Source organism: uncultured Lutibacter sp. (assembly GCF_947495725.1).
Lineage (GTDB): Bacteria > Bacteroidota > Bacteroidia > Flavobacteriales > Flavobacteriaceae > Lutibacter.
On record NZ_CANLZZ010000002.1, the window covers coordinates 699,739 to 720,167 of the forward strand.

Below are 20,429 nucleotides of genomic sequence, written 5' to 3' on the forward strand. Positions count from 1 at the left end.
AGTATGAATTGGTTAGATTATTTAATAGTTATTGCATATTCAATTGGTTTTTTGGGATTGGGATATTTTTTTAAAGAAAATAAAAATGCCAAAGATTATTTTTTAGGTGGACAAGATATGGGTTGGTTCCCTTTAAGTCTTTCAACTATGGCAACTCAATTATCTGCTATTAGTTTTATTTCTGCTCCGGCATTTGTTGGTTTAGCGCAAAATGGAGGAATGAAATGGCTTACTTTCGAATTTGCCGTTCCTTTGGCAATGATTGGAATCATGCTAATTATTATTCCTCCATTATATAGAGCAAATATTGTAAGTATTTATGAATACGTTGAAAAACGTTTTTCAACTTCAACAAGAATTATTTTAAGTATTGTTTTTCAAATAAGCAGGTCGCTGGCAACTGGTGTAATGGTGTATACCATTGCTATGATTTTACAAGCTGTTTTAAATATTAGTTTTCATTGGACTATCTTAATAATAAGTGTTATTACATTAATTTATTCCTACCAAGGCGGAATGAAGGCAGTTGTTTGGGGTGATGCTATTCAAATGATTATTCTGTTTTTTGGTTTAATTATTTGTATGGTTTACGGCTGGAATATGTTGCAAGATAATCCTGAATTTACAGGTTTTGCACCTGAAAGGTTAAACGTAATAGAATTTTCAAATTATGGTTTGGATGGTGGTGAATTTGGTTTTTGGCCTATGGTTTTAGGAGGGTTGTTTTTATACCTTTCATATTATGGAACCGATCAAACACAAGCACAACGATTAATGTCTGCCAAGAATGAAGGAACTATTAAAAAATTATTATTAGCAAATGGATTGTTGCGTTTTCCTGTAGTGTTGGTGTATTCGGTAATGGGCTTAATTATTGGTGCCTTGGTAACTTTAACACCCGATTTTTTAGCCGATATTACAGAAATGACCAAAGTGCATTACCCAGAACAATATTTAACTAACGGAATTAAACCAGATTTAATGATTCCTGTATTTATTACCAAATACTTACCACATGGCTTAATAGGAATATTAATTGTGGGTATTTTATCTGCAGCAATGTCTTCATTAAGTTCTACTATAAATTCGTTAGGTGCGGTAAGTGTTGAAGATATTTTTAACAGAGGAACAAAAAAATTAACTATTGCTAAATACATGCAGTATTCAAAAATTTCAGTAATTTTTTGGGGTGTAGTTTGTATTGCCGCAGCATATTTATTTGGTGGGAGTAAAGGAACTGTAATTGAATTGATTAATATAATATCATCACAATTTTACGGGCCTATTTTAGCCACGTTTGTTTTGGCAATTCTAGTTAAAAGAGTAAACCATATTGGAATGAATGCTGGTATTATTGGAGGTGTATTAATAAATGTGCTGATAAAAATAAATTTTGATAATATTTTTTGGATTTGGTTTAACCTAACTGGTTTTTTAATTACAACAGTAATTGCCTTAGTAGTTAGTGAAATTTATAAAGCCAAAACGAAAGATCGATTAATTATAGAGTTTTCACTTAAAAAAGAAGATTTTTTATCTAAAGAAGTATTAATTTTAAGTCTGTTTTTTATAGCAATTTTGGTTTTTAGTTATTTCTTACCATCTATTTTACAAATGGCATAATTTTAAAAAGTTTAGAATATGAAAGTAGTAATTGCACCAGATAAATTTAAAGGATCCTTGTCGGCTTCTCAAGTATGTGATGCTATTGAAAAAGGAATAAAACAATTCGATTCAACTATTGAAACTGTTAAACACCCTTTGGCAGATGGAGGTGAAGGTACGCTCGATATTCTTCAAAATTATTTTCCTTTAGAAATAATTACAATAAAAGTAAAAGACCCTTTATTTAGAAGTATTGATGCTGCTTATATGATTTCAGGCAACACAGCTTTTATTGAAATGGCAAATGCTTCTGGATTGCAGTTATTAAAAAAAGAAGACCAGAATTGTTATCATACAAGCACCTTTGGAACTGGCGAGCTGATAGCAGACGCTATAGACAAAGGAGCAAATGAAATTATTTTATTTATTGGAGGAAGCGCAACAAATGATGCAGGAATTGGAATGGCATCTGCTTTAGGATATCAGTTTTTAGATGTAGATAACGAACCTATAAATCCTATTGGAAGTGAATTGATACGAATTGCAAAAATTGATGATAGTGAAGTTAAGATAAACTTTAAGAAAGTTAAATTTACGGTAGTTTGTGATGTTAAAAACTTATTATTTGGACCAAATGGAGCTGCCTATGTATATGGAAAGCAAAAAGGAGCATCGGATGATGAAATTTACAATTTAGATTTAGGATTAATGAATTTTGGTTCTAAGGTTCATGAACATTTGTTTAGATCTGTAGAAAGTATTGAAGGAGGTGGTGCAGCTGGTGGTTTAGGTGCTGGAGCAGTTTGTTTTTTAAATGCAAAAATGCAATCGGGAATTGATTTTGTGTTGGAGCAAACAAAATTTAGAGATGTTTTAAAAAATGCAGATTTAATTATTACAGGAGAGGGAAGTGCAGACAAACAAACTTTAGAAGGAAAAGTAATTAAAGGTGTAAGTGATGTTGCAAAAGAAAAAAATATTCCATTTGCTATAATTGCGGGTATTGTAAAAGATAAAAATGTTATTGAAAAATCTATAAATCCAGTTTCAATTAATTCAATTATGGATTTAAATGTTACTTTTGAAGATGCAATTAAAAATGCAGCAACATTTGTTAAGAATATTGCTACCGAGGTTGTTACAAATTTTCAGAACCATTTAAAAATTAAATAATTTATGGAACTATATCCTTTAAAATTTTCGCCACAGTTTAACTATCGTATTTGGGGTGGTGATAAATTAAAAACTGTTTTAAATAAAGATTATAATGACGATTCAATTGGCGAATCTTGGGAGATTTCTGATGTGGAAAATAATGAAACTTTAGTGCAAAATGGAGCGCTGAAAGGGTTGAGTTTAAAACAATTAATTGAGAAGTTTAAGGGTGAATTTGTTGGTAAAAAAGTATATGCATCTTTTGGGAATGATTTTCCCTTATTAATTAAGTTTATAGATGCTAAAACGCCATTATCCATTCAAGTACATCCAGATAATGAAACTTCAAAACAACGTCATAATTCATTTGGTAAAAATGAAATGTGGTATGTAATGGATGCCGATAAAGATGCTGAGTTAATTGTTGGTTTTGAAAAAGAAATTGAAAAAAGCGCCTATCAAACACACATTGAAAATAATACTTTGTTAGATGTATTACATCATGAAAAGGTTGCTGAAGGAGATACATATTACATTCCAACTGGAAGAGTACACGCAATTGGAGCAGGAGTTTTGTTAGCCGAAATACAGCAAACATCAGATATTACTTATAGAATATACGATTACAATCGTGTGGATTCTAAAACAGGTAAAAAGAGAGATTTACATGTTGATATGGCATTGGATGTAATTGATTTTAGTGTACAAGAAGAATATAAAAGTCTTTATACTAAGAAAGAAAATGTTTCAAATAAATTGGTGCATAGTCCATACTTTAAAACCAATTTTATAAAATTCAATGGAAATACCGAGCTCGATTATGCTTCGGTTGATTCTTTTGTAATTTATATATGCGTAAAAGGATCTATGGAAATTAGTAGTAATAGCAATAAAGAAACGTTACAAAAAGGGCAATGTTTGTTGTTTCCTGCGGTAACAGAACAAGTAAAAATTAGCGCAGGTGAAGAGGCCCATGTGCTAGAAGTTTTTTTATAGAGTTAGTTAAGTTAATTGTAATTAAAAAAAGCATCTGAAAAGATGCTTTTTTTTTGAATCAAATATTTTTTCCACTTTTATAATTGGGTAAATTGTTAGCCTATATAATTTTCTAAAAACTCATCAAAAGACATGGGGTCTAAATTTTTTAATGAATAATGATCTAAATAAGTTTTGTAATCTCTTAAAGCAGTTTGGTTTACTCCTTCAGTTGAAAATGAAATAATTTTTGATATCGAATTCATAATAAAAGAATTTGGGGTTCATATTATAATCTAAAACTATAAAAAATGTTTTAGTAAAACAAGAAAATTACCATTTATTAGATAAATCGTGTATTTTATATGTTAAAACCATCCATTTAGTGTGTGTATTCAATAAATTTGTAGGTGAATTCCTTATTTTTTATACAATGCTATCAATCGCGAGTTTTGTATAAAATGATACTTATGTCAATTCAATTGTTATTCAATATTAAATAGTTATTTTTGCTTAAATCTAGAACTCAAACCTTACTATGAAAGGAATTATTTTAGCTGGCGGATCAGGCACTCGTTTATATCCAATTACAAAAGGAACATCCAAACAATTATTGGCAATTTACGATAAGCCCATGATTTATTACCCGCTATCAATATTAATGCTTTCGGGTATACGAGAAGTGTTGATTATTTCTACACCACAAGATTTACCAAATTTTAAAAAATTATTAGGAGATGGAGCATCCATTGGAATGAAGTTTTCCTATATAGAACAGCCTTCGCCAGATGGTTTGGCGCAAGCTTTTATTTTAGGTGAAGATTTTATTGGTGATGACGATGTTAGTTTAATTTTAGGAGATAATATTTTTTATGGAGCTGGTATTGAGAAACGATTGAAAGATGCACTTTCGGTGGTTGCAAATGAGAAAAAGGCGGCAATTTTTGGATATTATGTTCAGGATCCTGCACGTTATGGAGTTGCCGAATTCGATAAAGATAAAAATGTTCTAAGTATAGAAGAAAAACCCGAAATTCCTAAAAGTAATTATGCCGTTGTTGGATTGTATTTTTACCCAAATAGTGTGATTAAAATTGCCAAAAATATTAAACCAAGTAAGCGTGGAGAGCTCGAAATTACTACTGTAAATCAAACGTATTTGGAGCAAAATAAATTAAAAATGGAATTGTTAGGAAGGGGTTATGCTTGGTTAGATACTGGAACTGAAGACTCCTTATTAGAGGCTTCAAATTTTATTCAAACAATAGAAAAACGTCAAGGACTTAAAATTGCTTGTATTGAAGAAATTGCCTATGAAATGGGCTATATTAATAAGCAGCAACTTTTGGTTTTGGCCGATGAGTATAAAAACAATAGCTACGGAAACTATTTATTAAGAATCGCTAATTCGAAATAGGTTGGAATATATTAAAACAGCAATACCAGAAGTAATTCTATGTAAACCAAGAGTATTTGAAGATGATCGTGGTTATTTTTACGAGGCCTTCAAAAAAGAAAATTTTGAAAAGTTTATTGGAAAATCAATCGATTTTTGTCAAGATAATGAAGCCAAGTCATCGGCAAATGTGTTAAGAGGTCTTCATTATCAATTACCTCCATTTGCACAATCAAAGTTGGTTAGAGTAATAAAAGGAGCCGTGTTAGATGTGATTGTTGATATTAGAAAAGGTTCAAAAACTTTTGGTAAAAAAGTTGTAGTTGAACTGAATGAAGAAAATAAATACCAGTTATTTATACCAAAGGGATTTGCTCATGGTTATATAACTTTAGCCGATGATACCATATTCTGCTATAAAGTTGATAATTACTACAATAAAGAATCTGAACGAGGAATTTTATTTAATGATACAGATTTATGTATTGATTGGAAATTGCCAACCGATTCCTTAATAATTTCAGAAAAAGATAAGCTGCAACCAACATTTAAGGAGGCCGATTTGTTTGAACCAAATTTTAACAAATGATACAGGTTTTAGTAACTGGTGCAAACGGGCAATTAGGCTCAGAAATTAAGCTTATATCAGAGGAAACATCTATTTATAAGTTTTATTTTACAGATTATAATGAGTTGGATATTACCAACAAAACAGCAGTTGAAAATTTTGTAAACAAACATGCTATTCATATAATAATCAATTGTGCCGCTTATACAAATGTGGATAAAGCAGAAGATGAATGGGAATTGTCGAACAGTATCAATCATAAGGCGGTAGAAAATTTAGCAACAATTTCAAAAGAGAAATCCATTAAATTAATTCACATTTCTACCGATTATGTTTTTGATGGCGAGTCTAAAACTCCTTATTTAGAAACAGCGACTACCAATCCTATAAATAATTATGGATTGAGTAAATTAAAAGGAGAAGAGGCATTGTTAAAAATCAATCCAAAAAATTCAATAATCATTAGAACATCTTGGTTGTATTCTGTCTTTGGATCAAATTTTGTAAAAACGATGTTGAGGTTATTTAAAGAGAAAGATCTATTAAATGTGGTTTCAGATCAAGTAGGGTCGCCAACAAATGCAAAAGATTTGGCAAGTGCTATTTTTAATATAATTCCAAATTTAAATAATGACAGAGTAGAAATTTTTCATTATTCTAATATAGGAACTTGCAGTTGGTTTCAATTTGCCAAAGAAATTTTAGCATTTTCAAACGAAACTTGCGATATTAAACCGGTTTCATCAAAAGAATTTAAAACGAAGGCAAAACGACCTAAATTTAGTATTTTAGATACGCATAAAATTCAAAAAGTGTTTAACATTCAAATTCCAAGTTGGGAAGAATCTTTACATAATTGTTTAATTAAAATCAATACAAAATGAATTCAATATTAGTAACAGGAGGAGCAGGTTTTATAGGATCGAACTTAGTTGAGTATTTAGTAAATAAATATCCGAAATTTAAAATTGTAGTAGTTGATTCTTTAACATACGCAGGGAATATTGAAAATTTAGATGCCGTAAAAGATGCCAAGAATTTCACTTTTGTAAATGGAAATATTTGTGATCGTGATTTAATGGAGCGTGTTTTTCAACATTACATCATTCATGGTGTTATTCATTTAGCCGCCGAATCGCATGTGGATAATTCTATTAGCGAACCAGATATTTTTATAAAAACCAATGTAAAAGGAACATTTACACTATTGGATGTAGCTTATAAATATTGGATGGAAAAACCATTTGTATATAAAAACGGATTTGAGGACGCACGATTTTTACATGTTTCAACCGATGAGGTTTATGGTACTTTAGGAGAAACAGGTTTGTTTACTGAAAGTACGCCGTACGCGCCAAATTCGCCTTACAGTGCTTCAAAAGCAAGTAGTGATTTAATTGTACGAAGTTATTTTCATACATATGGATTAAATACTGTGATAACCAATTGTTCTAACAATTATGGACCAAAGCAGCACGATGAAAAGTTGATTCCAACAGTTATAAGAAAAGCGCTTTCCGGAGCCCAAATTCCAATTTATGGAGATGGTAAAAATATAAGAGATTGGTTATATGTATTAGATCATTGCAAGGGAATTGATTTGGTTTATGACAATGGTGAAAAAGGAGGCGTTTATAATATTGGAGGAAAAAATGAGCGTACCAATAATTATATAGCAGCAAAAATATGCGAACTTTTAGATGAGTTAGTGCCAAAAGAAACAAGTTATAAAGAGCAAATTACATTTGTTGAAGACCGTGCAGGACACGATTACAGATACGCTATTGATGCCAGTAAAATTGAAAATGATTTAGGTTGGAAGGCAGCTGAAAATTTTGAGACTGGAATTTTAAAAACTGTTAAGTGGTATATAGAAAAGTATAAAGGTTAAAACTAAGAACTAAAAACTAAGAACTAGGAACTAGGACTAAGAACCAAGATTAAAATAGAAAATCAATTCAAGGAATAAACAGAATGACAGAAGAAACAAAAATAGCAATAATTGGTTTAGGGTATGTTGGATTGCCATTAGCACGGTTATTTGCAACTAAATATAATGTGGTTGGATTTGATATAAATCAAGAACGTGTTGCTCAACTTCAAAAAGGAATTGATTCTACCCTTGAAGTTGAAAGTGATGTATTACAAGTTGTATTAAAAGAAAGTTCAGATAAAAAGGTTGGCTTGTATTGTACTGCATCATTAGAGTCAATTAATGATTGCAATTATTATATAGTTACGGTTCCTACTCCGGTAGATAAAAATAATAAGCCCGATTTAACACCTTTAATAAAGTCGAGTGAAACTGTTGGAAGTGTTTTAAAAAAAGGTGATATTGTAATTTATGAGTCAACAGTTTATCCAGGCGCAACCGAAGAGGTGTGCATACCCATTTTAGAAAAAGTTTCCGGATTAGTTTACAACAAAGATTTTTTTGCAGGTTATTCTCCAGAAAGAATAAATCCAGGAGACAAAGAGCATACAGTTGAAAAAATATTAAAAGTAACTGCAGGTTCTACTCCCGAAGTAGGTCAAAAAGTAAACAACTTATATCAATCTGTAATTATAGCAGGAACGCATTTAGCACCTTCAATTAAAGTTGCTGAAGCTGCGAAAGTAATTGAAAATTCGCAACGAGATATCAATATTGCGTTTGTTAATGAATTGGCAAAAATTTTCAATTTATTAAATATCGATACCAATGCGGTATTGGAAGCAGCAGGAACAAAATGGAATTTTTTACCATTTAAACCAGGACTTGTAGGAGGTCATTGTATTGGTGTTGATCCTTATTATTTAGCTCAAAAAGCGCAAGAAGTTGGTTATCATCCCGAGATAATTTTAGCTGGTAGAAGAATGAATGATAGTATGGGTAATTATGTAGCTGCTGAAGTAGTGAAGCTATTGGTGCAACAGGATGTAAAAGTAAAAGGCGCTCGTATTTTGGTGTTAGGAATTACATTTAAAGAGAATTGTCCCGATGTTAGAAATACAAAAGTTGTAGATGTCATTCAAAATTTAAAAGAGTTTGGAACAGAGGTTACTGTTTTTGATCCTTGGGCTACTATTGCTGAAGTGAAAGAAGAGTATGGAATTGAAACGGTTAGAAATATGCCTCAAAATAAATACGATGGAATTGTACTGGCGGTGTCTCATAAAGAATTTTTAGAAATTGATTTTAGCAAACATGTAAATCCGAAAGGAATTATTTATGATGTAAAAGGTTTCTTAAAATGTGAGGTTCAAGGGAAGCTTTAAAGAGCCTATGTTATCCCGAACTTAAAAACCGCACGTCATCCCAAATTTAAAAACTGTACGTCATCGCGAACTCAAAAACTGTACGTCATCCTGAACTTGGTTCAGGATCTCATGATATAGCACTAAGCATTATGCTACTAACTATTAATCGAAAGATGCTGAAATAAATTCAGCATGACGTATTAGATTGGATCAACTTCAGCATGACGAATTAGAATAACGACAAAACGATACTTCGACAAGCTCAGTATGACGGTTGGAAGACGAACGTCATCACGAACTCAAAAATCGCTCGTCATCCCGAATTTAGTTCGGGATCTTATGATATAGAACAAAGCATTTTGCTCGCAACTATTTAATAAAAGATGCTGAAATAAATTCAGCATGACGAATTAGAATTGATTCGGAACCAAGTTCCCCATGACGAATTAGATTGGATCAACTTCAGCATGACGAATTAGAATAGCTGCAAAACGATACTTCGACAAGCTCAGTATGACGGTTGGAAGACGAACGTCATCACGAACTCAAAAACCGCACGTCATCCTGAACTTGGTTCAGGATCTCATGATATAGCACTAAGCATTATGTTCTGGACTCAAAATCAAAAGATGCTGAAATAAATTCAGCAAGACGTATTAGATTGGATCAACTTCAGCATGACGAATTAGAATAGCTGCAAAACGATACTTCGACAAGCTCAGTATGACGGTTGGAAGACGAACGTCATCACGAACTCAAAAATCGCTCGTCATCCCGAATTTAGTTCGGGATCTCATGATGTAGCACTAAGCATTATATTACTAACTCTTATTAGACAGATGCTGAAATAAATTCAGCATGACGAATTAGAATAACTTTAGAACGATACTTCGACAAGCTCAGTATGACATCAGCATAACTTGAATTTAATACGCCATCATTAATTATATTTTGATTTACTAAAAACTCTCCCTAAAAATTACCTATTCAAATTAACTTTACTAATTTTGAGTGCTGATTACAAAATATAATAAATACCTAATTGTATTGTTAGGTTTATGATAAAGATTTAAACATATGAATATAGTAGTTATTGGAAGTGGATACGTAGGATTGGTTTCAGGAACTTGTTTTTCTGAAATGGGAAACAAAGTAACGTGCGTTGATACTAATTTGGATAAAATTGAAAATTTAAAAAAAGGAGTACTTCCAATATTTGAACCAGGATTAGAAACCATGGTTTTAAAAAATATGGAACGTAACACTTTGCAATTTACTACCAATTTAGAAGAGGCTTTAATTGGTGCAGAAATTGTTTTTATAGCTGTTGGAACTCCAATGGGAGATGATGGTTCGGCCGATTTACAGTATGTGTTAAGCGTAGCTAAAAGCATTGGTTCTTTAATGCAGAATAAACTTATTGTAGTTGATAAATCTACCGTACCTGTTGGAACTGCAGATAAAGTAAAAGCTACAATCCAAAAAGAGCTTGATAAAAGAAATTCGAAATTAGAGTTTGATATTGTTTCAAATCCAGAGTTTTTAAAAGAAGGTGCTGCAATAAACGATTTTATGAAGCCAGATAGAGTTGTTATAGGTGTTGAAAATGATTCAGCCTTAGAGAAGATGAAACAACTATATGCACCGTTTTGTATGTCTCGCGAACGTTTTATTTCAATGGATATTCGTTCTGCTGAAATGACAAAGTACGCGGCAAATGCTATGTTGGCAACAAAAATTTCGTTCATGAATGAAATTGCAAATATTTGTGAAAAAGTTGGAGCAGATGCCAATCAGGTTCGTATAGGAATTGGTTCAGATAATAGAATTGGATACGGATTTATTTATCCGGGTTGTGGTTATGGTGGTTCTTGTTTTCCAAAAGATGTAAAAGCATTGAAACGCATTGCCGAAGATCATAATTACAATGCTAAATTAATAACTTCTGTAGAAGAGGTAAACGATGCACAAAAATTAGTAATTGCCACCAAAATAGTTGCTAAATATGGCGCGGATTTAACTGGTAAAATGTTTGCTATTTGGGGATTGGCTTTTAAGCCAGGAACCGATGATATGCGTGAAGCACCAGCTATTTATATTGTTAATGAGTTGGTTAAACGAGGAGCTAAAATTCAGGCATATGATCCAAAAGCAATGGTAGAAGCAAAAGAGTGCTATTTAAAAGATGTTACAGCTATTGAGTATGTGAATTTTAAATACGAAGCCTTAAATAATGCCGATGCCTTGTTGTTATTAACAGAGTGGAAAGAGTTTCGTTCACCAGATTTTGATGAAATAAAGAAACAATTAAAAGCGCCCGTGATTTTTGATGGTAGAAACCAATACAATATTTTTAATTTAGAAGAAAAAGGATTTGAGTATTTTCAGATAGGGAAGAAGTAAGTCCTGAGTTGTGAGTTATGAGTTATGAGTTTTGAGTTATGAGTTTTGAGGGATGAGTTTGAGGTTTGAGGTTTGAGGGATGAGTTATGAGGGATGAGGTTTGAGTTATGAGGTTTGAGGTTTGAGGGATGAGTTTGAGTTTTGAGGGATGAGTTATGAGGGATGAGTTTGAGTTGTTTTAAAGTTGTGAAAAAGAAAAAATTGTTTAAAAATGAAAAGTCATAAAGATTTAATCGTTTGGAAGAAGTCCATGGATTTGGTTCAAATAACTTATGAATTTAGTACTAATTATCCTGATAGTGAAAAGTTTGGATTGATTTCTCAAATGAGAAGAGCTGCCGTATCGGTACCTTCAAATATTGCTGAAGGTGCAGCAAGAAATTCGACAAAAGAATATATACGTTTTTTGTACATTGCCCTTGGTTCCCTATCTGAATTAGAAACTCAAATATTAATCTCAACCAGATTAGGGTATTTGAATAATTTTAATGATGAAATTATTGTTGAAATAAGAAAAATGTTACTTTCGTTAATAAAAAAACTAAGGGAATTTATTTAACTCAATATGGGATTCTAGAATATGGTAACTTTTAACTCAAACCTGATAACTGATAACTGAAAAGAATGAAAAACTTCGCATTAATAGGAGCAAGTGGTTATATAGCGCCACGTCATATGAAAGCTATTAAAGAAACTGGGAATAATTTACTGGCAGCATTAGATAAATTTGATAGTGTTGGTATTATAGATAGTTATTTTCCAAATGCCGATTTTTTTACGGAGTTTGAGCGTTTTGATCGTCATATTTCAAAATTGGTGCACGATAAAAATACAACATTAGACTACGTGAGTATTTGCACCCCTAATTATTTACACGATGCACATATCCGATTTGCTTTACGTCAAGGAGCGGATGCTATTTGCGAAAAACCATTGGTGTTAAATCCTTGGAATATTGATGCTTTGGCTCAAATTGAAAAGGAGTCAGGAAAAAAGATTTATAATATTTTGCAATTAAGAGTGCATCCAAGTATTATAGCTTTAAAGGAAAAAATTGCAAACGGCCCAAAAGATAAAATATACGATGTTGACCTTACTTACTTAACATCTAGAGGACATTGGTACTATACTTCCTGGAAAGGAGATGTTTCTAAATCAGGCGGAATAGCAAGTAATATAGGCGTTCATTTTTTCGATATGCTTTCTTGGATTTTTGGAGATTTAAAACAAAACGTGGTACATGTAAATACACACGATCGCTCGGCTGGATATTTGGAATTTGAGAAAGCTAGAGTCCGTTGGTTTTTATCTATCAATTATGATGTGCTCCCAGAGGAAATAAAAGCCAAGGGACAAAGAACTTATAGATCCATAACTATTGAAGGAGAAGAATTAGAATTTAGTGGTGGTTTTACCGATTTACACACGGTTTCTTATGAAGAAATTATCAAAGGCAACGGTTACGGATTGGAAGCACCACGACAAGCAATTGAGATTGTACATAATATTCGTCACGCAGCACCCATAGGCGCTAAAGGAGAATTTCACCCTTTTGTTAAAAAGCCATTGGCAAAGCATCCTTTTGAGAAATAACTAGTAGTTTTAGAGTTTCATTTTTCACGACATGGTGGACCAGCAACTATAATCTTATGTTTATGATATTTGGAGTACTGTTAAGTGAGACTCTGAAACAGGTTCAGAGTGACTTAATTGTTCCAACCGTCATACTGAGCTTGTCGAAGTATGGTTCAGCATATCATGTTATATTAAGGAGTCAAATTTTAAAATATAAATCTATTAGCTGAGGGTTAAATTCTTTAATAAGATTCCATTTCCAATCTGAATGCCAATTTTTCAACTGTTTCTCTCTTTTAATTGCCAAGCTGATATCAGTGAACTTTTCAAAATAAATCAATTCATTGCAATTATATTTTTTAGAGAAATAAGAGCCGTTTCCATTTTTATGTTCTTCAATTCTCCTTTTAAGATTTGAGGTTATACCTATATATAAAACAGTTCGGTTTTTATTTGAAGTGATATAAATGAAGCTTTCTTTCATAACTTCTCGAAGATACAGTATTTAACCTAAATATTTAGACTCCTAATCCGTCATGCTGAATTTATTTCAGCATCTTTTGAAATTGAGTCTGGAACATAATGCTTAGTACTATATCATGAGATCCCGAACTAAATTCGGGATGACGTATATGTTCCAACCGTCATGCTGAATTTATTTCAGCATCTTTCGATTAATAGTTAGTAACAATATGCTTAGTGCTATATCATGAGATCCCGAACCAAGTTCGGGATGACGGGAGGTTTTTGAGTTCGGGATGACGAGCGCTTTTTGGGTTTGGGATGATGGTGGTTTTCTGGATAAGGCTCTTTTTCTCAATAGTTGTACAACAAATTTCAATAGTTGCACAACTTTTAAAATTAGTTGTACACCTTTTAATATTTCTTGTGTACCTTTTTTTAATAATCAAACAAAAAAAGAGGCGCCCATTTAGACACCTCTTTATAAAATTAAAAATTAATTGTTACTACTAAGAAACCATTTGAAAATCAATATTTGAAATTTGTTTGGTAAACTCTTTTGCAGGTCTAAATCGCACATTTAAACCTTTTATTTTAGAAACATGAAATTCTTCTTTTGTAATAGCAGGTTCACTAGAAATAGTACTTCTAAAAGTTCCAAAATCACCTAATTTAATAATTTTACCATTTGCAATTTCATCAGGTATTATTTGCAATAAACCTTCTAAAACGGCCATAGCATCCATACTACTAACAGTACTTTCTCTGCTAATTCTACGAGCAAAATCACGTAATGTTAATGTTTCTTGTTTTTGTTTTACAGGTAAAAAAGTTTTTGGAGCCGTAACATCTCTTGGATCAACTTGCTCTTTTAATTTATAATTTATCATATATAATAAATTTATACTGTATAACTTTTGTAGAGGCAGTTATACTGACACCTCCTAATTATGTACGTTTTCTTAAGCACACCTTCTGCTTGAAGTGAATTCATTACGTTTTTAATGGTATTCAATTGTATGGTATTATACAATGTGTGGTTTCATATTAGAACATAAGCTTACTTGCTAATAAACAGTATATTATACCATTTATTGATTTTTGTTAAAAAATTAGGTAAGCTAAAAGAAGTGTATTAAATTTGTAGTATTGAAAAAACAAATAATGCTTCTTTTAGCATTACCAAAACACAAAGTTCTAAAGTTGCTGCTTTAGGACTTTTTTGGTTCTATAGCACGTTTTATTATTCTGTGCTATTAAGGAAATAGGCTAGCTACTATTCCCGAGGTCAACTCATTACAACCTTATTGCTGTAATTCTACGATGCTAAATTAAGAAGAATTATATAATTATATGACTTATAATGAAAGTTAGTTATCTACATTTTATTGTTGAAAAGTGCATAAATAAATCCACCAAAGTAGGACAATTTTTTAATTAAAATTTTGGATGGAAAATAGCAGGTATGGTTCTATGTCATGAGATCCTGAATCAATACTTCGGCTACGCTCAGCAGAGCATTCGGGATGACGTGCGTCTTCCAACCGTCATGCTGAATTTAGTTCAGCATCTTTTGAATTGGAGTTTTATTTCATGAGATCCTGAATCAAGTTCAGGATGACGGAAGGTTTTGGAGTTCTGCGTCATGAGATCCCGAAATCGAAGATTCAGCGGAGCTAAACGAGTTCGGGATGATGTTTCTTCTTTTTCGTCATGCTGAATTTATTTCAGCATCTTTCGATTAAGAGTTAGGAACCTAATGCATAGTTCTATATCATGAGATCCCGAATCAATACTTCGGCTACGCTCAGCAGAGCATTTGGGATGACGTTGCTGTTCACATTCGTCATGCTGAATTTATTTCAGCATCTCATCAAAATGAGTTTCAAGGGCAATATGTATTTAGTATCATGAGACCTTGAAAAAAATTCTGGGTGATGGTTATAGACTCATTTTATTGTATCATGTAATATTAAGAAAAACAGATCGTTATGTTCTTGGTGTTTAAATATTATCTAAAATAATCACGTTGAATTATTTACAAATTAAAAGACTTAAATGAAAAGAAGACTTATATTTGCGTAAAAAAAATTGCAAACGAATAGACGTTCTGTCTCACTTAATTTAAAGAATGAAAAACAATTATATTAAAAATCATAAAATCCTTGTAACAGGTGGAGCAGGTTTTATAGGTTCTAACTTGTGTGAAGCATTGTTGGCATTAGACAATACAGTAGTTTGTTTAGATAATTTTGCAACTGGTAAATCTGAAAATATTCAACATCTACTTAGTAATTCAAATTTTAAATTGGTAGTTGGTGATATTAGAAATATTGATGATTGCCATAAAGCTTGTAATGGTGTTGATTTTGTGTTGCACGAAGCGGCTTTAGGTTCGGTACCTCGCTCAATTGAAGATCCTATAACCACCAACGATGTAAATGTTTCAGGGTTTTTAAATATGTTAACAGCTGCCCGTGATGCAAAAGTTAAACGCTTTGTGTATGCGGCGAGTTCTTCTACCTATGGCGATTCCAAAGGACTGCCTAAAAAAGAAGAAATTATAGGAAAACCATTATCTCCTTATGCAATTACCAAGTATGTAAATGAATTATATGCAGATATTTTTCATACCACTTACGGATTAGATACAATAGGATTGCGTTATTTTAATGTGTTTGGAAGAAAACAGGATCCCAATGGAGCCTATGCAGCTGTAATTCCGAAGTTTGTAATGCAATTTATGAATCACGAATCTCCCAAAATAAATGGTGATGGTGAATATTCAAGAGATTTCACCTATATAGATAATGTGGTTCAAATGAATTTGTTAGCTATAAGTACAGAGAATTCCAATGCATTAAACCAAGTGTATAATGTTGCTTTTGGGGAAAGAACCACCTTAAATCAATTGGTGTTAGCTTTACAAAATGAGTTGGCTAAATTTGATTCCAAGATTGCTGATGTTGCAATTGAATATGGACCTAATAGAGTAGGAGATATACCACATTCATTGGCTTCTATAGAAAAAGCAAAAAGCTTGTTAGGGTATACTCCCCATTATTGCATCGAAAAAGGGTTGGAAGAAGCGGTTGCTTGGTATTGGGAACATTTGAGAGTAATCAAAGCTAATCAATAATAGAAATTTAGTTTGAGTAGTTTTTAGATAAAAAATATGCTAATTTAATAATCAAAAAACCATTTATTTTGAGTCAGCTTAAAAAAGGAGCAATACTTTCATATATAACTATTTTTCTAACCAATATTGTTGGCTTGGTTTTAACACCTTTTATAATAAAGAGTTTGGGAGATGCTGAATATGGGCTATATACATTAATTGGTGCATTTGTAGGGTATATCAGTGTGTTAGATTTTGGACTAAACAATACCATTGTTCGATTTGTAGCAAAATATCGTGCTGAAAAAGATAAAAAGGGAGAAGAAAATTTTTTGGCAATTACTATGTTAATATATGCTGCAATATCAATTGTAATAGCAATTATAGGAATTGTACTTTATTTTAATTTAGATACCGTTTTTTCTACCTCTTTAACCACAGGTGAACTAGCCAAGGCAAAGGTGATGTTTATGATTCTAATATTTAACTTAGCAATAACCTTACCTGGAGGTGCTTTTACGGCTATTTGTTCTGGTTACGAACATTTTGTTTTCCCAAGAACTATTAATATTGTGCGTTACATTGTTCGTTCTTTTATGGTAGTAGGTTTGTTATTGGCTGGAGGTGATGCTATTGGTTTAGTTTTGTTAGATACAATTATGAATTTATTAGTTATTGCATTTAATGGCTATTATGTTTTAAAAAAATTAAATGTAACGTTTAAATTATATGAGTTTAAAACACCGTTGGTAAAAGAAATATTTTCATATTCAGTTTGGGTTTTTGTTTTTGCTTTAGTTGGTCAATTTCAATGGAAGGCCGGTCAAATTATACTAGGTACTTTAACCAATACTACCATAGTTGCAATATATACTGTAGGAATAATGTTAGGAACCTATTATGGCGCTTTTTCAACGGCTATATCTGGAGTGTTTCTACCACGGGCCACAAAAATGACAGTTGAAAAGGCAACAGGAATTGAATTGACATTAGTGATGGTTAAAATTGGGAGAATTTCGTTAATGGTGTTATTGATGATATTGGGAGGTTTTATTTTATTTGGAAAACAATTTATACTTTTATGGGTAGGTGTTAATTATATAGAAGCTTGGTTTGTTGCTTTGACTATTATGATCGCTTATACAATTCCACTTCTTCAAGCTTTTGCAAATTTAATTTTGGAGGCAAAATCTTTATTTAGATTTAAAGCGATAATTTATATAGTTTTTATAAGTTTAGGGACTTTGTTTGGCGCATTTTTAATATCGAGTAAAGGTATAAAGGGAATGGTTGTTGGAACGGCTACTGGTTGGATGATTAGTATTGTTATTATGAATTTTTATTATTGGAAAATTCTTAAATTAGAAATGTTGGTTTTCTTTAAAAATGTAGCAGCAAGAATATTACCTTCATTTTTAGTAGTTTTGATTTTGGGATATTTTATAAACATGCTTCCAGGGTCAAATTGGTTAAATCTAGGGGTTAAAATAATTTTTTTTATGATAGCTTATGGGTTAGTTATTTATTTCTTTGGAGTGAATAATAGTGAGAAAGAAATGATTAGAAATATTATTCCAGTTTTAAATAATAATAATGTTAAAGATTGATAAAGTAAAATATAGTGATTCAGGAAAGAAAATCAACTATTTGTATAGATATAGTAAAGGGATTTCAAAATATTTTAATTCAAAAGAATCATTTTATTGTCATTATGATATTGATGTTTCTGAAATTTCTGAGAGTATAGCTATAATTCCTTTTTTAGCAAATATAGCTCCAATAGCTTGGTTTGCGGGTTTTTCTATTGAATTAAATGAGGTGGATAAAGATTTTATTGAAGCATTAGAAATTATTAAAAATGAATTTAGTAATGATTACCCTAACATAGATTTTAGTTGTAGTAAAATACAAGCTAAAAAGTTGGTTAAAAACAATTATGTTGCAACAGAATCAGCCATGCTATTTAGTGGAGGGGTAGATGCGTACGCGACTTATTTTAGGCATTATAAAGAAAATCCAGATTTAATTACTGTTCACGGTGCAGATGTAGAGATAGAAGATGTAAAACAATGGAATAGAGTAGTTCAGCTTAATGAAAATGAGGAGCTTTTAAAGAAAAATATAAAGCATTATATTAAATCCAATTTAAGAGATTTTTATTCACATAAAGTGGATTTATTATTGCCAGATTTAGGATGGTGGGGGAAAGTACAACATGGGTTAGCATTAAATGGGTTAATAGCACCAATTTCTGTGGTAAACAATTATAAAATAAATTATATTGCCTCTTCTTATACTGATAATATTGATATTTCTTGGGGGTCTACGCCATCTTTAGATAATAGTATTAAGTGGGGGTGTACCAATATTAATCATGATGGATATGATTTAAAACGGCAGTCTAAAATTGACTTAATTGTAAAATCTACTCGAGAACTAGATAAGTATATTAATCTTAGAGTTTGTTATTCAATATTAAATAGAAGTGTAAATTGTTCAAAATGTGAAAAATGTTATAGAACTATAATTGCAATCATTTTGAATAATGATGATCCAAATAAGTATGGTTTTGATATTAATCAAAATGTTTATGATGATATTTTATTAGGGTTTAGTGCAGGTTTTTCATCTAAAGGAGTTCAATATTTTTGGTGGGAAATACATGAGAAAATAATACAAGTAAAGAAGTTTTTTGTGTTTAAAGATGAAGAAGTTGAATATAATAAAATATTAGAACTCCAATATTTAATTAATAAGAATCTTAAAAATGGATTAAAGAAGAAATCAAAAATTAGGATGTTAAAGTTTAAAATTCAAAATACATTTCCTAATTTATTTAAATTATATTTAAAAATAAGACAAAGAAATTTATGATTTATGGATTATTAAAATACGAAGAAAATAAAAAATTCTTTAATGTAGGGGATAATATTCAAAGTTTGGCAGCTAAGCAATTTATACCAAAAGTTGATAAATATCTAAGTAGAGAAAAATTAGCAAATTATAAGGGCGATAAAATTAAGCTAATTATGAATGGTTGGTTTACACATAATATTCATGATTGGATACCTTCAGATGACATCATCCCTTTGTTTGTTTCTTTTCACATGAACAATACTGCAGCACCACATATGTTAACGAAAGAAGGTGTTAACTATTTGAAAAAACATGAACCTATTGGGTGTAGAGATCAATTCACTGTTGAAATACTACAAGAAAAAGGTATTGAAGCTTATTTTACTGGTTGTTTAACCTTAACTTTAAATTCATATAAGGTAGAAGACATTGAAAGGACGGATGATATTTATATTGTTGACCCATTGTATGGATATACAACTTATAAAAAAGTCACATATGATTATAAAAGATTTTTAAGGAGTATTCAAAGAAGAACTATATTTGATATTGGCAAGAGAAAGAAACATTTAAAAAAAATTCTTGATGCGAATCTAATTAAACAAGCAATTTACATTGAGCAAGAGCCATCTTCTGGTCAATATACAACTGAAGAAAAATTTGAAATGGCAGAAGAATTACTAAATAAATATGCCAGGGCTAAATTAGTAATTACATCCAGAATTCATTGTGCTTTACCTTGTTTAGCACTGGGAACTCCTGTAATTTTTATTAACGGATTTGATAATTTTGTGGATTCGTGTAGATTTGAAGGTATTTTAGATTTGTTTAATAGAATAGATATTTATGGTAAAACGGGAGAATGGAAAGCTAATTTTAAATTGAAAGGAAAAATTGATGAGAATACGATTGTTAAAAATTTAGAAAAACATCATTTATTAGCAGAATTATTAAAAAACAAGTGTAATAATTTTGTTTTAGAAACTTAATAAAACTATTAAATATTATAAAATAATAAATGGTTTTGGGTGTTTATTTTCATTTAAGACTTGCTATTTGACTTATTTATATTCATA

General features: G+C 31.1%; 18 protein-coding genes. 15 read left to right on the forward strand and 3 right to left on the reverse strand.

What is annotated here, in order from left to right:
• Window positions 1–3 precede the first annotated feature (3 nt).
• Genes Q0776_RS06435 through Q0776_RS06445 form a run of 3 tightly spaced genes read left to right on the forward strand, consistent with a single transcriptional unit; the run spans window position 4 to window position 3,756 of the window.
• On the forward strand, window positions 4–1,623 hold the full coding sequence (locus Q0776_RS06435) for a sodium/solute symporter (RefSeq protein WP_298366164.1): 1,620 nt from the start codon (window positions 4–6) through the stop codon (window positions 1,621–1,623).
• An 18-nt stretch (window positions 1,624–1,641) separates the two neighbouring features.
• A complete protein-coding gene (locus Q0776_RS06440) occupies window positions 1,642–2,778 on the forward strand; it encodes a glycerate kinase (RefSeq protein WP_298366166.1) in 1,137 nt (378 codons plus the stop codon).
• 3 nt (window positions 2,779–2,781) lie between these two features.
• A complete protein-coding gene (locus tag Q0776_RS06445; RefSeq protein ID WP_298366168.1) occupies window positions 2,782–3,756 on the forward strand; it encodes a type I phosphomannose isomerase catalytic subunit in 975 nt (324 codons plus the stop codon).
• A 95-nt stretch (window positions 3,757–3,851) separates the two neighbouring features.
• On the opposite strand, the gene Q0776_RS06450 is transcribed toward Q0776_RS06445, so the two are convergent.
• On the reverse strand, window positions 3,852–4,001 hold the full coding sequence (locus Q0776_RS06450) for a hypothetical protein (RefSeq protein WP_298366170.1): 150 nt from the start codon (window positions 3,999–4,001) through the stop codon (window positions 3,852–3,854).
• 272 nt (window positions 4,002–4,273) lie between these two features.
• On the opposite strand from Q0776_RS06450, the gene rfbA reads away from it, so the two are divergent.
• The 8 genes from rfbA to Q0776_RS06490 all read left to right on the forward strand — a co-directional run bounded on the left by rfbA (window position 4,274) and on the right by Q0776_RS06490 (window position 12,935).
• A complete protein-coding gene (gene rfbA, locus Q0776_RS06455; RefSeq protein WP_298366172.1) occupies window positions 4,274–5,152 on the forward strand; it encodes a glucose-1-phosphate thymidylyltransferase RfbA in 879 nt (292 codons plus the stop codon).
• Between the two features lies 1 nt (window position 5,153).
• The gene (rfbC, locus tag Q0776_RS06460; RefSeq protein ID WP_298366174.1) at window positions 5,154–5,720 is read left to right on the forward strand and encodes a dTDP-4-dehydrorhamnose 3,5-epimerase; all 567 of its coding nucleotides are present in this window, start codon (window positions 5,154–5,156) and stop codon (window positions 5,718–5,720) included.
• Window positions 5,717–6,583, forward strand: coding sequence for a dTDP-4-dehydrorhamnose reductase (gene rfbD / locus Q0776_RS06465; RefSeq protein ID WP_298366176.1), 867 nt, complete (start codon window positions 5,717–5,719; stop codon window positions 6,581–6,583). Before rfbC ends, rfbD begins: the two co-directional genes overlap by 4 nt.
• The gene (gene rfbB / locus Q0776_RS06470) at window positions 6,580–7,590 is read left to right on the forward strand and encodes a dTDP-glucose 4,6-dehydratase (RefSeq protein WP_298366178.1); all 1,011 of its coding nucleotides are present in this window, start codon (window positions 6,580–6,582) and stop codon (window positions 7,588–7,590) included. The genes rfbD and rfbB overlap by 4 nt, the downstream gene beginning before the upstream one ends.
• Window positions 7,591–7,673: 83 nt before the next feature.
• Window positions 7,674–8,957 carry a nucleotide sugar dehydrogenase gene (locus Q0776_RS06475; protein WP_298366180.1) on the forward strand — a complete coding sequence of 428 codons (1,284 nt, stop codon included), beginning with the start codon at window positions 7,674–7,676 and terminating at the stop codon, window positions 8,955–8,957.
• A gap of 1,059 nt (window positions 8,958–10,016) precedes the next feature.
• A complete protein-coding gene (locus tag Q0776_RS06480) occupies window positions 10,017–11,342 on the forward strand; it encodes a UDP-glucose/GDP-mannose dehydrogenase family protein (RefSeq protein WP_298366183.1) in 1,326 nt (441 codons plus the stop codon).
• A 211-nt stretch (window positions 11,343–11,553) separates the two neighbouring features.
• On the forward strand, window positions 11,554–11,901 hold the full coding sequence (locus tag Q0776_RS06485) for a four helix bundle protein (RefSeq protein ID WP_298366185.1): 348 nt from the start codon (window positions 11,554–11,556) through the stop codon (window positions 11,899–11,901).
• A gap of 65 nt (window positions 11,902–11,966) precedes the next feature.
• Window positions 11,967–12,935: a Gfo/Idh/MocA family oxidoreductase gene (locus Q0776_RS06490; RefSeq protein WP_298366187.1), complete on the forward strand. Its 969-nt coding sequence runs from the start codon at window positions 11,967–11,969 to the stop codon at window positions 12,933–12,935.
• A 181-nt stretch (window positions 12,936–13,116) separates the two neighbouring features.
• On the opposite strand, the gene Q0776_RS06495 is transcribed toward Q0776_RS06490, so the two are convergent.
• Both Q0776_RS06495 and Q0776_RS06500 read right to left on the reverse strand, forming a co-directional pair.
• Window positions 13,117–13,401 carry a GIY-YIG nuclease family protein gene (locus Q0776_RS06495; RefSeq protein ID WP_298366189.1) on the reverse strand — a complete coding sequence of 95 codons (285 nt, stop codon included), beginning with the start codon at window positions 13,399–13,401 and terminating at the stop codon, window positions 13,117–13,119.
• Window positions 13,402–13,888: 487 nt separating this feature from the next.
• Entirely contained in the window at window positions 13,889–14,269 is a 381-nt protein-coding gene (locus Q0776_RS06500; protein ID WP_298366191.1) for an HU family DNA-binding protein, read from the reverse strand.
• Window positions 14,270–15,510: 1,241 nt separating this feature from the next.
• On the opposite strand from Q0776_RS06500, the gene Q0776_RS06505 reads away from it, so the two are divergent.
• From Q0776_RS06505 to Q0776_RS06520, 4 genes are all read left to right on the forward strand, one after another.
• Window positions 15,511–16,518, forward strand: a complete 1,008-nt coding sequence (locus Q0776_RS06505) for an SDR family oxidoreductase (RefSeq protein ID WP_298366193.1) — start codon at window positions 15,511–15,513, stop codon at window positions 16,516–16,518.
• Between the two features lie 68 nt (window positions 16,519–16,586).
• Complete coding sequence (locus Q0776_RS06510; RefSeq protein ID WP_298366195.1) at window positions 16,587–18,104, forward strand: oligosaccharide flippase family protein; 1,518 nt, start codon at window positions 16,587–16,589, stop codon at window positions 18,102–18,104.
• Window positions 18,091–19,371 carry a hypothetical protein gene (locus tag Q0776_RS06515; RefSeq protein WP_298366197.1) on the forward strand — a complete coding sequence of 427 codons (1,281 nt, stop codon included), beginning with the start codon at window positions 18,091–18,093 and terminating at the stop codon, window positions 19,369–19,371. Before Q0776_RS06510 ends, Q0776_RS06515 begins: the two co-directional genes overlap by 14 nt.
• On the forward strand, window positions 19,368–20,342 hold the full coding sequence (locus Q0776_RS06520) for a polysaccharide pyruvyl transferase family protein (RefSeq protein ID WP_298366199.1): 975 nt from the start codon (window positions 19,368–19,370) through the stop codon (window positions 20,340–20,342). Before Q0776_RS06515 ends, Q0776_RS06520 begins: the two co-directional genes overlap by 4 nt.
• Window positions 20,343–20,429 lie beyond the last annotated feature (87 nt).